General features: G+C 38.5%; 12 protein-coding genes. All 12 read left to right on the top strand.

Going from position 1 to position 13,374, the window contains the following annotated elements; genetic code table 11:
• Window positions 1-38 precede the first annotated feature (38 nt).
• Window positions 39-485 carry a hypothetical protein gene (locus IW22_RS23540; RefSeq protein WP_051891092.1) on the top strand — a complete coding sequence of 149 codons (447 nt, stop codon included), beginning with the start codon at window positions 39-41 and terminating at the stop codon, window positions 483-485.
• A gap of 123 nt (window positions 486-608) precedes the next feature.
• Window positions 609-2,540 (top strand): type VI secretion system Vgr family protein, encoded by a 1,932-nt coding sequence (locus IW22_RS05280; protein ID WP_051891090.1) that lies wholly within the window; start codon window positions 609-611, stop codon window positions 2,538-2,540.
• A gap of 11 nt (window positions 2,541-2,551) precedes the next feature.
• Entirely contained in the window at window positions 2,552-5,005 is a 2,454-nt protein-coding gene (locus IW22_RS05275) for an HET-C-related protein (protein ID WP_034724789.1), read from the top strand.
• Window positions 5,006-5,093: 88 nt separating this feature from the next.
• Window positions 5,094-5,900 carry a hypothetical protein gene (locus tag IW22_RS05270; RefSeq protein WP_034724787.1) on the top strand — a complete coding sequence of 269 codons (807 nt, stop codon included), beginning with the start codon at window positions 5,094-5,096 and terminating at the stop codon, window positions 5,898-5,900.
• Between the two features lie 20 nt (window positions 5,901-5,920).
• Window positions 5,921-6,592, top strand: coding sequence for a hypothetical protein (locus tag IW22_RS05265; RefSeq protein WP_034724786.1), 672 nt, complete (start codon window positions 5,921-5,923; stop codon window positions 6,590-6,592).
• 13 nt (window positions 6,593-6,605) lie between these two features.
• Window positions 6,606-7,616 (top strand): hypothetical protein, encoded by a 1,011-nt coding sequence (locus tag IW22_RS05260; protein ID WP_228383999.1) that lies wholly within the window; start codon window positions 6,606-6,608, stop codon window positions 7,614-7,616.
• A 21-nt stretch (window positions 7,617-7,637) separates the two neighbouring features.
• The gene (locus IW22_RS05255) at window positions 7,638-8,105 is read left to right on the top strand and encodes a DUF4280 domain-containing protein (protein WP_034724782.1); all 468 of its coding nucleotides are present in this window, start codon (window positions 7,638-7,640) and stop codon (window positions 8,103-8,105) included.
• A 10-nt stretch (window positions 8,106-8,115) separates the two neighbouring features.
• A complete protein-coding gene (locus tag IW22_RS05250) occupies window positions 8,116-10,968 on the top strand; it encodes a hypothetical protein (protein WP_034724781.1) in 2,853 nt (950 codons plus the stop codon).
• Between the two features lies 1 nt (window position 10,969).
• The gene (locus tag IW22_RS05245; protein ID WP_228383998.1) at window positions 10,970-11,920 is read left to right on the top strand and encodes a hypothetical protein; all 951 of its coding nucleotides are present in this window, start codon (window positions 10,970-10,972) and stop codon (window positions 11,918-11,920) included.
• A 22-nt stretch (window positions 11,921-11,942) separates the two neighbouring features.
• On the top strand, window positions 11,943-12,692 hold the full coding sequence (locus tag IW22_RS05240; protein ID WP_034724780.1) for a DUF3592 domain-containing protein: 750 nt from the start codon (window positions 11,943-11,945) through the stop codon (window positions 12,690-12,692).
• Between the two features lie 88 nt (window positions 12,693-12,780).
• Window positions 12,781-13,179, top strand: a complete 399-nt coding sequence (locus IW22_RS05235; protein ID WP_034724779.1) for a transposase — start codon at window positions 12,781-12,783, stop codon at window positions 13,177-13,179.
• 8 nt (window positions 13,180-13,187) lie between these two features.
• Window positions 13,188-13,374 (top strand): hypothetical protein (locus tag IW22_RS05230; RefSeq protein WP_034724776.1); only part of this gene is annotated, 187 nt, incomplete at its 3' end.

Below are 13,374 nucleotides of genomic sequence, written 5' to 3'. Positions count from 1 at the left end.
TTGATGGGTTTTAAACTTAACCAATAACCCACCATCCAATGATCAAACCGATTTTATTAGGAGCCTTCTGCATTACTCAGTTTTCTTTAGCTTATGCAGCAGAAAAACCAGCGATAACCACTCAACCTGTTCATCTTTCCAATGAGGTAAAGCCTTTCCAGAAAGTACCCAAAACAGTGATCATCAAAACGAAAAAGTTCAAGATCAGAATTGATAAACAACCCAACGGAAAATACCTTTACCAGTCATGGGCAGCAAATGCCAAAATCACGTCAAAGCCAAGTATGATCATCAGCGACGGAGAATTGATTCCTGACGGTTCAGGAGGAAATTACTATTTCAGCTTTGTGAATGAAGGTTACAGTTATCAGGTCTGGAGGAATTATCTTACCGATTCACCTTCCAAAGCACCTTATACTTTGGTTGTAAGTGACGAAAATGACCGTGAAGTGGTACGTCAGGATGCGATTGTTGTTAAGCAGTAATTAGTGAGTCTGTAAATATCAAATCCTAAATAAAGCATCGTAGTTTTACTACAATTTTTCAAATTTATACCCAAATATTTTCTCAGAGGTTGTAATATTTCTATATTTATTGAAATAACACCAATGAAAAAAAGTACTTCAAACTCTGAGAAGATTTCAGAAAACGATATTTCAGGCATCAACCGTGTCGTACGTTTGGATATTGTGATAGAAGGCCAGATCATCAAGCATTTTAAGCACTTCCGGTTACAGCAGAGTGCAAAAAAACACCATGAATTTGAACTGACTCTGGCTCATGATTCTTTAGGCAAAGCTCAGAATCACAACCTTTTAGATAGTCAAAAATTCTTAGGCCAGCGTCTGACCGTAACATTCAGGTATAAAGATTCGGAAAATGAAAGTCCGGAACGAAGCTTTGTAGGCCTTATTACAACAGTAGCTTTCAGCCAGGACAAAATGAGCCTTGGAAATATTATTTTAAAAGGTAAAAGTCCTACCATCTTAATGGATGCTGCACCCCATACACAGAGTTTTGGGGGAAGCCAGTCTGTTAATACGGGGATTATTGCTGAACGTGTCATCAAAGAAACACTGGGTTCCGGCAAATTTGATTTTAAAGTAAACAGCCAGAATAAAAGCTATATCAACTACAGCGCCCAGTATAATGAAACCCATTATAACTATCTGGCACGAATAGCTGAATCCTATGGAGAACAGTTCTATTACGATGGATATGTTCTCCATTTTGGAAGCTTACCTCCCGCTGAGCAACCTATACCTCTCGTTTACGGAAGTAATGTAACGAACGTACAGGTTGAGATGAATGCAGTACACACCAAGCCTCAGTTTTTCGGATATGACAGCAGCAGCCACGCTAAGATGTTAAGTACTTCAGCAAGTGTCAAGCATCTCGGCGAACTTGCTTCGAAAGCTTACCAGTTAAACGACGGTATCTTTACCAGCCAGTCTTTAACTCCCGTTCCTATCAATGCCAACATTTCTATTGACGTAGACCAGTCTCAGAAAGGTGCAGCCGGCAATGCCGCTGTAGAAGTATTTACCGTTTCCGGTGATACTACGGTTCCCTTTTTATACCCGGGATGTACTGCGGATATTCAAATGAGAAAGCCGGATACCAACGAGACTTCACACTTCACCAAATTAATGATCACAGAAACGATTCATGAAGTGGATGCAAGAGGTTATTACACAGGTTCATTTGAAGCTATAGCGGAAGGAACAGGTTTTATGCCTCGTCATGAATTTAAAATACCAAATGCCGAACCTCAGATTGCAACCGTAATTTCAAATACAGACCCGCTGAATCAGGGGCGTATACAGGTACAGTTTGATTGGCAGCAAAATAATACCACCCATTTCATCCGAATGATGAGTCCCGATGCCGGAGGTACAGATCAAATTACTCAAAACAGAGGATTTGTAGCTGTTCCCGAAGTGGGTGACCAGGTTATGGTAGGTTTTGAATACCACCACCCTGATTTTCCTTTCGCTATGGGAGGAATGTTTCATGGTAAAGTAGGCTTAGGCGGCGGGATCGACAATCATGTTAAATCTATTCAGACCCGGAGCGGAAATAAAGTGATCTTCAATGATACGGAAGGCAGCATCTTTATCGAGGATCCAAGCGGCAATTCCTATCTTATGGATGGCAAAGGCAATATTACGGTAACTGCACCGAAAAATATGACTTTCATCGCCGGAGAAAATCTGATGATCAGTGTAGGTCAGAATATGAGTACCACTGTAGGCGCCGACCAAAGCAATATAGTCGGTATGAACAAATCAGAATCCGTGACGATGAATGACACCCAAAGTGTGGGTGCTATGAAAATAACCTCTGTAATTGGGGATGCAAGTATGATGATCACCGGAAAACTGACGGAAATTATAGATGGAGATGTGCACAGTGAAACGAAGAAAGAAAGAAATGAAGTAAGTGAAGGGAAAATTGTAACGCAGAGTGCCGGAACCAACGAACAGCATTCCGATAAAATAGTGAAGAATAACAGCTCAGAGAAAAGTAATAATTATTAAATCATTACACTATGAGCAGAACAAGGATTGTAAAAGGGAATATCACCAAAGTTGTTGGAGGAAATTATAAAAGATATTCCAAGGATGAGATTGAAAACTCAGGCAGCAAAGTTATACAGATAGGAAAAGAAGGCGGCGTTATTTACGGAGAACCGGAAAAATTCGTTCCGCCTCCCATGGATGTTCAGGAAAGTGAATATAAACTTGAAAGCACCTATGCCCATGATCAGCTGATGAGTCTTGCCAAGGAACTTGGGGAGATCACTTTCATGCTTTTTATGACCCAGATCTTTGGCTACGAAATCGAAGCAGAAGCATTAAGCAAACTTTACAGAGATTTAAGCGATAACAAAATCAAAGCTCCGGAAATTATTGTTTCCAAAGGTTTGGTAGGAAGAAGAGGCGGCCCTGCCGGCTACAGCAACAAAAGAAAAAAAATTATTGTTAATCAAAAGTTTGTTGAAGAAGCCGCAAAAGACAACGACAAGAGAGCAGAACTGATGGCAGCCCTGGTTGAAGAATATGGCCATCACATTGATAATCTTCTCCGAACCGAATTAGCGTCCAATGGAATTCCTGATACAGATGTAATTGATGAAGGCGCTAAATTTGCCTATTCTCTGTTCCGGTTTGATATTTTCCATGAATCTCAGCTGAATTTTGCCAAAGCAGAACTTCCAACTTTTAAAGGTGATCTTATCATTGATTTTTCCACCCTGCACTCCAAAGTAACAGAATATGTGGGAGAAGACCGGCAGTATGATGAAGATCCTACAGACGATATCTCAAATTACGGAGCAGGAAGAAACCGTAAACACAATAAGAATGCAGCTTTCGCTCATGGTGATATTGAGTTTGAAGCTTTAGCCAATCCGCAGTCCAGAATCTACTCGGAGCAGGATGTTCGTAAAATTTATTATGGAAACTGGCTCAGGGATTTCTCGCAGGTTATTGTAAAAATTACGGTGAGAGGAACCAATGCAGCCATCAAAGCGCAGAAAAACAAAGTTATTAAAGAATTGACTCCTATGCAGCTATCCCATGAGGGCTGGGTGCAGTTGATTAAGATTCTGGCGATTAAAGAATTTACTTTTGATCCCTTAAAAGAAGGAGGAAAGAACCCGGCAGATGACTATACAACACTGGAAGCAAAATTTAATACTGAGTATGGTGCGCTTAACAAAGATATTCTTGGGCTCTACCGCCCGGAAGAACATATTGACAACCCCTATGGACTGCAAGATGAATCTGATGCTAAAGATGACAAAGGGAATATGATCTCCTACACCTACGAGGGAACAAACAGTGTAAAAAAGCTTTATTCGGGAGATAACCATCAATCGTGGAAAATAGATCCTGCTAAAAATATGTCTTATTTCTTTTGGAAAGATTTTCCGGGAGACCGTCCTTCTTCGGTTACTTATATGAAGCAACAGCTGGTTCTTGCCGTATCTAAAAGAGGATCTTCACAGGGGTTGAGGCATTTGGGAGCCGCTCTGCACGTTTTGGAAGACTACTTCTCCCATACCAATTTTGTAGAAGTATCATTGAGAAGACTTGGAGTGGATGCTTATCCGTGGGTGTCTTATTACAAAGGAAAACAACCGACCCAGATTCCGGTGGTAAGTGGCAGATTCCTGACCGATGATACAATGGCGAGTGTAGGTCCCAAAATGGGTGATTTATTATTTGACCCTACAATTAAAGAATACAAAAGACGGATTCCGGGGCAGAGATCTCTGGCTGAGAAATTTATCATTAGTGTGCTTGAAGATCTTTCAAAAGCACAAAAATCTGATAAGGCGCAGAAGAGCTCAAATTATTTAGGAATAGAATATGCAACATGGTTGTCGTGGTTCAATCAATTCCTTACTTTTCAGGATTTTCTGGCCAAAGAATATCAGAAAACAGATAAGCAGGAATGGATGTCCAGAGATTTTTTTGAGAAATTAGGCTCAAAATCAGCTGAAACCCTTCAGAAAGGCATGGGATACACGGGTAAGATTATGGCCTTTTTTCCAAAACTTGTTTTCAATCTCGTATTGGGTTCTTTTGATGAAATTATTCCGGAAGCCCAATCTCATCTGAATACCAATTATGGAGACTGCCCGTCCCACTCCCAACTGGCAAAAGACAGCTATAGCCATCCTCTGAATAAGATCAGTGCCGAATTGGCAAAAATAGCAGTACAGGATGTGGGAACACAATATAAAAATGGAATAAGCGGAACTGCTTTAGCAGATTATGTAGCCAGCAAATATTTTGTACATCCCTCTTCTCCAAACGCCAGGTGGAGTGATATTATAATCAATAGTTGGGTCAAAGGCCAGAAAAAAGCCGATATTGACAAGCTAAAATATGCCACCATATATGAACATGCAGAACATGAAGTTCAGGAAATAAGTGATAAAAGTGTTAAGAAAATAAAAGAAATTATGGAGTTTTTCGATAAGAAAACTAAATAATAAAGAGTAATAAATAGAAATGAAAAATAAAATAAAGACCATCTTTTCACTATTGTTATTTACAATATTAAATTTTCAATGTCAAAATATGAAAAAAGAATCTGTTGATGTATCCCAAGCTCTTGTAAAAGTAGATTCTTGTGGTATGTCTTATAAAGGAAGTGAATTACAATTAGGAACTCCTGTTGAAGACTGGATAAAGGTATTGGGAAAACCGGACCGAACGTTTATGGCTTATATGGAAAAAGATAAGGGAACTTATGTATGGGATAAACTGGGCATTGCAGTTGACAATTTTGAGAACGGAGACGGTACTGTAGCCTGGGTTTACATTTTCTTTCTGAACCTGGATAGCCCTGAAGCAAAAGAACAGATGCTCAATCATGCCAGAGGATGGGTTCCTCATCCAAAAGAATATATTGAAAAAGAAAAAAAATCCACGGAAGATATGCTGAAGTCACCTGTATATTCTGATGACCTTTCTCAAAAAACAATTAAAGAAACATTTCAAAAACTGCTAAAGGAAAGTTACATCTACCCTTTCAAAGTTTATCAGGGTGCAGTAGACCTTAATGGCTTCCCGGTACAGGCAGGAATGAAGGTGGAGGAAATCAATTCCTACCGTGCAGACCTTCCCTATTCCGGTAAATTCGGATATGTGGATGATGATATCGATGGGGTAAATGATTCAGGAACAACCACTGAAACTTTCGGTGGTGATTACCGCGCACCGGGAGCAGAATGTAAAGATGGAAGACTACAATATTATGAGCTAACCTACACAGCGACAAAGAAGTTGGAATATCTTAAAATAGGCTATGAATCCAAATCAGATTTTGATAGCCGAAAAGTAACAGAAGCTTCATTTGAGGAAAGAAAAAAGAGCAGCAAGTAATTAGTTTTTAAAACATAAGAATGAACAAAATCACCAATCAAATAAAATATTTTTCAAAGCTGTCCGCAGTTTTTATCCTCAGCTTATTAAAAATTTATGGAATAGGAATTCTTTCAACGGTGATTACGCTTATACTGGGACTTTATATTTTGTCCAACAGTTTTGGAAGTTCATTAGGACATAGTGGTGCTTATCTGTTCATCGTGGCTGCCGTGACCGTGAAGCCTGTTTCGGGTTCTATTTTTCTTTTACTGATGATAGCAGCTCCGTTTGTGATAGGTATTTTTTCTACGAAATATGCCATGGCCAATATCATAAGCAGGTTGGTAAAGGACCATTCGGAGACACTTTTGATTCCTGCTATCGATAAGATATTAAGCAAATTCAGAAGCGGACAGCCGGCGGTTGTCAGAACCAGCGCAGATTATGCACTGATGAAAATCAAGCTGATGAATGAGTTTAAAAATAGCTCGGAGAATAAGATTTTAAAACGGATTTTAAGTTATGGTTTGAAAAAACTGAGTTTTGACGAATTGGATTTGAAAAATGGAAATGCCAATTTTTATGATATCATTAAAACCAAGCTGATTGAAAAACTTCACGAACTGGCCGAGCCTTCTGCTATGATTTTTTACATCTATATCGGTTTGCAGTGGCTAAGTTTGGGATTGATGTACTTTTTGAAAGTATAAAAAGTAATTTAATTTGGGAACCGTACTAAACATGAAAGATTCTGCCACAAAAGAATACATCAAATTAAAAACAGAAGGCATCCTTAATCTGGAAGCCCTCTGTGATGAATATGGTATGACGGCAGAAGAACTGGTCGGTTTTCATAACAGGCATTGCAGTATTTCAGAGCTATTGAATGTTTCACTGCCTAAGTATGTGGAATACATTTATATTCCCTCAGACAAATTCAAAATCAGGGACAGCAGACTGTTGAAAAATACAGTATTGGAAATCCCAACAGGATCCGGTAAGAAAGACTATGGTGTGATCATCAAATTCCTTCCTAAAAATCTGCAGATTCATTATAAAATCAACGTCAGGAGAACTCCTTCCTATATCGAACTGAATAAGGAAAAAACTTACGTCAACAATCAGGGAATCGATAAAATAATAGAACAGCTTTTTGAAAAGGCAGAACAGGTTTTATATCCGCTGCAAATTGCTACTAACAGTAATGGCTCCATTCAAAAGCTCCTGAATAAAGAAGATATTGCCCAACGCTGGAAAACTAAATGCCTTCCGGAGCTGAAAGAGTATTATCAGTCGGAAACTACGGACCGCATACTCGGACAATTAGATCAGGCGTATACTGATATCGACTTAAAGAAAGATCTGTTTAGCAGAAATATTTTTTATAAACTCTTCTTTCTCCCTGTCTATAAAGGATATCCGCATTTTTTCAGAAAAGATTTTTTACAGATCTATTTTTCAGGTCTGTCCCGGAATGCCGGATATAATATTGAATATTCATTAAACAAAGAATATACAAGAGGAAATAAAATAGCCCTCAAAATAACAGGAACTGAAGAAGAAGATGGGTTCAATAAAAACACATCCAAAGGCAGAATCGATCTCCTGTATAAATTTGAAAGGGAAACCAGAGAAATATTTTCAGTCAACGGCACTCTCTCCACTTTTGAAAAAGGGGAAGAGTATATTATTGAATTTCAAGCCTATGAGCAGAAAAATTCTCAGTCAATTTAAAAAACACTAAAAGAACACACAATGAGCGGAAAACATTTAGTCTGTCAAGGTGCTACCTGTATGTGTAACTTCGGAACAGCTCCGGATAAACTTAAGGTAAAGACACAAAGTAAACGCTACATCAATGATAATGCCGGCAGCAAAAAACTGATGGCTACCCATATGGATATCGGTAAAACTTTCGAGAAAAATACTTTCGGAAGCTGTGCGAAAATGAATAATAATCCCTGTCAGGTCGTGGTGACCCAATGGAGCGGTTTCTATGATAAAATAACACTGCAGGACAACAGTGGAAAAGCCTTACTGGAAGACAGCAAAGCAACATGTCCTATTGGTGGACCTGACTGTATCAAGATCATCAATCACGGACAGACAGCCGAAGCTTCTGCACAAAATGTGAAGAATGCAGATGACGAAGTTTTAGCAGAGCTCCTCCCCTTTGTGAATATAAAAGGCGGTGCCAAAAAATACATTCCTATCAATCAATAAATAAAGTCCTATGGATAAGAAGAGCCCATTACATATATATGTTGAATCCAAACCCGGACAGACTTTTCACAAAGATATTGGCTGGCTGGAATTGAAACAAGCTGAAAGCTTCAATATTTACATCAAAGAATTCAAAGACCGGAAAGACGTATTGGACCAGAAGCAAAAAAAAGATCTGGAAAAAGAGAATAAAGAGTATACGAAAAAGAGTGATTCCTTAGAAAAAGAGGAACAGCAGAGCTATGATTTCCTTGTTAAGAATTATAATGATTACAAAGCCGGTAAGACAAAAAAAGAAACCTATGATGCCAACTTTAAAAAACGTGAAGAAGGAATAGCAGCACGGAAGAAGAAATATGCTGAGCTCGGTAGTGCACACAATAAGAACGTTGAAGGGATCAATAAGCAATATGAGACTGATCTGAAGGCTATTCAGGATGATTACAAATCTGTCCGCTGGGTACATCAGCTTGTAGGTGACAGACGCCCGGAACTTACTGCGGAAAGCTTTAATGAAGCTATGTCAACCGGTACATCCAGCTTTAAATTTTCCTTTGGAGAGTTTTTGGAAGGCGGCGGCGCAGTATATCTTGAACCCTTTTGGGAAGGGACAACGCCTCAGGGGAAATATCCGCACGGGATTCTTATTAATGCTAAAGGTCTGCAACCTTCAGTTATTACAGGAGAATGGACCGACGCAGACAACATCAAAATTTCAAAAACTTTAAAATTCGGTTCATCCGTTTATCTGAATATTTATACGGATGCTTTATACGGAAACAATATAAAGGTTCAGCTCAAAGATAAAGATCAGGTCATCAGACTGGTAACTTTAGGGATTACTGATGCTGATGATAAACTTTTTGCGACAGAATATCTCAATAACGAGACCGAAGAAAGAACAAAAGAAGACATCTCAAAACAGAAAGAATTTTTTGAAAGACCTGTCTCCGTACATCAGGAAAAAACAGTTCCTTCTACTGCTAAAAGAGGGTACCTCGTAGAAGAAGATGGTAATAAATACGATGGTGATGCCAAAGGAAAACCTAATGTGCAAAAGTCAAAATTTGCAGTATTTATAGATCCTTTATGGCAAACTATGGGCGGAGATTATCTGGAAATCTATCCTGTTATCTATCATGACCGCATTCCCGGAAAGAAAAAAATCCTTCAGGACTGTATTTTAAAAATTGATAAAAATGCAGTAGAGGAAGTAAAGGTCAATGATTCCAATTCCAATCAGGTTGTTATTCTGAGTCAGGTAGAAACTGATATAGCTTTCTTTCATCCGTGCCAGTACACTGAAATCACCGGGGAATACAACTCGAAGAAATCCACGCTGTTTCAGCGCCTTAAAGACAAATATAAAAACGAGCTCCATTACAGAATTGTTTCTGACGAAAAAGAAAAGCCTGTTAAGATTACCATTACCGATCTGAAAACAGATGACTGTATGTTCGAGGACAAACCGGAACAATGGCATGAGAAAAAGGCAGTCACTGTAAAAGATCCGGTCAAATACAAAGGTTTAGCTATCGGACGAAATGATATCAGTTTCTCCGTTGCTTATCCCAAACCTTCCCGTGAAGAAGTTATTGATATGATGAGCCTGGAAAAAGTCAAAAAACAGGTATATCCGGTCCAGTTCGATTCCTGCGCCATCAGCAAACCGCTGAATGTGGAAGTATATCCTGCTGTCTATTATGAGGTAGGCTTTAAACTGGCTGCAGAAAACCCTTTTTTCACCGGACAGACTAAATCTTACACCCAGAGAAAATATCTGGGAAAAGGAGGCTTTTTTAACAAGAAAAACAATAAGAAAATCCGAAAAGCACAAAGTGATGCACGGGATGAAAACTATAAAAACAAAAAACAGGAAGTAAGCGAAGGACGCTTGAGCTACAGCCAGTTTGAAGTCGCCCTGGAATGGGGATACAACGACATTAAACAGGAAGCCATTACATTTTCCGGCGAACATCCCGTTTTTAATATTATCGACAGTGCGATGTGGGTTATTAATACCATCAGTTTATTAACCTTTAACAAAGAAGCAGATGAAGCCATCGCCGAAAACAAAAATAAACGGCCTGAACAGGTAAAAAAAAGAAATAAACAACGTAATGCGTATCTTGGCGGTAAAAATAAGAAAGTAAGCAAGATTCCGTTCAAAGTAGAGATCAGTCAGCCTGCTTTTGCCGGAGCCGTTAAATGGAGCTATGTGGCAAGTGAGAAAGAAGGGGGCGAAATTGGCACTTTATATGAAGTAAAATTTAAGGCAGATCCGCTTATTGAAATAAAGGGAAGCCTGGATCTTCTTTTTGTAGCCACCAAAATTCCTTATGTAGGACAGGCTATACAGGGAATTACAGCAGTGGCTGATACTGTGGGATCTTCAGATGATTTCTGGAATAAAATTGTTGACTTTTTTGGTGGTGGAGATGAATATAAAATCCAGCTTGATATAGATTATTATCTGGATCTGTTTGTTTCCGGAGCATTTAAAATAGAAGCTACAGCTACGAAATATCATACCGTAGACGGATTTATGGAGAATGATATAACCCCATCAGTGGAAATTAAATTTGGTGTGGAATGTGGTGGAAGCTTAACTGCAAAATTTGGAAACATCTACTCTCTGGAAGCTGAATTCCAGGGAAGTGCCTATGCCGTGCTGAATATCGCTAAAAATGCCGAGACCAAAGTACTGGAATGCAAATACCAGGGACTGTATGCCACCATAAAGGCAAGCGTTAAAACAGACAGTGATAATTTAAATAATAATACAGAAGATAATGATGCTGATCCTTCGGAAAAAAAGTATCTTTTACATGATGGATTTTCGTATGAATTTAAACTTGATTAAAATGAAAAACTTAGTATTTCTATTCATTGTTTTCCTGATGAATATGAACTGTAATGACCCGAAAAATAAAGCAACAGATAAAACAGGTGAAGAAATGATACAGCAGACCGCAAAAGAAAAACAAATCACATATACCATCAACGCTAATGCAACAATACCGGTTGCTATCTATTTCAACGACATAAAGATATCAGAAGAAAATACGCCGCTTAATTCATCGGTGGATGTGAACGGGTATGCATTAAAGAACGGAAAATATAAAATCAAAATACAAATCTTTCCCGTATTCAGACGTGGAGATACAACAGTAAGCCCGGAAGACATAAAATCCTGTCAGTTCACTTTTGGAAGCTATGTAAGAGACAGAGGAACCGGAGATATTTTAAATCCTAAAACGTATACCCAGCTGTCGATCAAGGCTCCCGACTCTCCTGTCCCTTATTTTGAGCAGGAATGGGAAGTTGAAATCAAAGACCTTCCTTATGATTTAGAAGGTTGGAGCAAAGGTCAGGATTTATCTAAAATGGATAAAAAAGAACTGGAAAAGAAAGTGGTCAGCTTCCATGAAAATGTAAGAGAAATACTGAATAAAGGCAATGGAAACACATGGGCGGATTTAACAAAGAAAAGAGCTGCGGAAACAGCTGTCTTTTATTACAGCACTCCTGAGCAGCAGGCCATGTCCGTTAGTGAAAACAAAACCAATGTTGAAAAATACTGCACCAATATGATGATTCCGCTGGAAGATTATGAATTGAAATTATATGCAGGCGGTAAGTTGGCAACGTTGGAAAGAAAGAATCATACGATGGAATTTAACCATAAATCTCCATTAGATATAAAAGGCTGGGGAGCACTAATCCGGAAAGGTCAAAAGTCCGGAGCGGCTGATTATCGTATATTACTCTATCTTCCGGAAGGCAGCAACGACTTCGTAATTATCCGTAAATAAAGTACTTATTGTTTATCAAACTATGTTCGGAGTTCATATTCAGGAATATCATTCTATCTATTTAACAGTTGCCGTTGTTTTGGTCATCTTATTCCTTTCCTTTCAGTGGTGGAGAAAAGACAAACGGATAAAAAGCGTTACCAAAGTCATCCTCATTGCAGCCGTAGGATTTATCTTTTATAAACTGGTATTTTTTACCACAACGATGGTATTATTTCTTGGATCTACTGCTAAAGACCATTTCTTCGCCAATGTCACAGAAGCACAGATTATAGATTTTAAAATTCAAAAAAGCAGACCTTCCAAAGGAACGCTTGCTTATCCAATTGTCCAGTATCAGGATCATAACGGACTTCAGCAGAAAATGAGGGTTGATACCGGCTTTGGCAGTTCTGATGCTCCAAAACTTCATGAAACAGTAAAAATCGTTGTAGACGAAAAAGCGCATCAGGCCAGACTTGTCACGGATTTAAAGGTGATGACGGGTATCGGTGCTTTGATTTTTATTTTCTTTGGTCTGATTATCCTAAGTGGAATTACTGAATATGCATTGACCTCAAAACTTGAAAAGGTTCAGAGCAGTGTTGTATTCGGGAGTTTTTATGTTTTAATTCCTCTTCTTATTACGGGAGCAGCTTATTTCTTTGGAAAATCTGCCTGGGATCATTTCATCAAGGATCACTTTTCACGAAGATTCTGGATTCACAGCTGCATTACGGTAGGCTGCTTACTGTTTATGGTGGGCTATATTAATATATTATGGAAAAAGTAGAGCATTTTGGGCTGTAAGAGACAAGAATCAAGAACCAAGATGCTTGTACGTCCCTGAAATAAGTTGACCAAAAAAAGATCAATTTATTATGAAAGCTAACATCAGACTTATTAAAAAGAACAGGATTTATTCTGCAGATTTTAAACGTGAAATTGTTTCTCTCTTTGAAAAAGGCAGCTACAGTGTTCCTCAGTTGGAAAAACTTTATGGAATTTGTAACAGCATTATTTATCAATGGATTTATAAATTTTCTACCTTTAACGAACAAGGACAAAGAGTTATTGAAATGAAAATAAGCAGTACACAAAAAGTCAAAGAACTAGAGGATCGTGTCCGTGAGTTAGAACGTAGTGTAGGGCAAAAGCAGATCAAAATAGATTATTTGGAGAAGATGATAGATTTAGCCAAAACTGAATTACACATTGATATCAAAAAAAACTCCATCACTCCACAATCCAATGGTTTAGATCAAACAAAGAAAAAGTAAACTATTCCATGAATATGTTTTACCGCTCTATTGGCATCAGTAAACAGGCTGTACATCAGCAGGCAAAAAGGCAGGAAAAATTTGATACAAAACTTGCAGCTTTGATTCTGGATGCTGATGAACTAAGGCGGGAACATCCGGGTTGTGGAGTTGAAAAAATGTACTATACATTAAAACCTGACTTCATTGGTAGAG

The organism is Chryseobacterium sp. JM1 (assembly GCF_000737715.1).
Lineage (GTDB): Bacteria > Bacteroidota > Bacteroidia > Flavobacteriales > Weeksellaceae > Chryseobacterium.
The sequence above is the reverse complement of the archived record's forward strand: the minus strand, read 5'-3'. Positions and strand labels throughout refer to the sequence as shown.

Bases quoted from the DNA above. Each gene is read 5' to 3' on its own strand.
- IW22_RS05265 (WP_034724786.1), top strand. From the start codon at position 5,921: ATGAACAAAATCACCAATCAAATAAAATATTTTTCAAAGCTGTCCGCA.
- IW22_RS05240 (WP_034724780.1), top strand. From the start codon at position 11,943: ATGTTCGGAGTTCATATTCAGGAATATCATTCTATCTATTTAACAGTT.
- IW22_RS23540 (WP_051891092.1), top strand. From the start codon at position 39: ATGATCAAACCGATTTTATTAGGAGCCTTCTGCATTACTCAGTTTTCT.
- IW22_RS05275 (WP_034724789.1), top strand. From the start codon at position 2,552: ATGAGCAGAACAAGGATTGTAAAAGGGAATATCACCAAAGTTGTTGGA.
- IW22_RS05270 (WP_034724787.1), top strand. From the start codon at position 5,094: ATGAAAAAAGAATCTGTTGATGTATCCCAAGCTCTTGTAAAAGTAGAT.
- IW22_RS05235 (WP_034724779.1), top strand. From the start codon at position 12,781: ATGAAAGCTAACATCAGACTTATTAAAAAGAACAGGATTTATTCTGCA.
- IW22_RS05250 (WP_034724781.1), top strand. From the start codon at position 8,116: ATGGATAAGAAGAGCCCATTACATATATATGTTGAATCCAAACCCGGA.
- IW22_RS05245 (WP_228383998.1), top strand. From the start codon at position 10,970: ATGAAAAACTTAGTATTTCTATTCATTGTTTTCCTGATGAATATGAAC.
- IW22_RS05280 (WP_051891090.1), top strand. From the start codon at position 609: ATGAAAAAAAGTACTTCAAACTCTGAGAAGATTTCAGAAAACGATATT.
- IW22_RS05255 (WP_034724782.1), top strand. From the start codon at position 7,638: ATGAGCGGAAAACATTTAGTCTGTCAAGGTGCTACCTGTATGTGTAAC.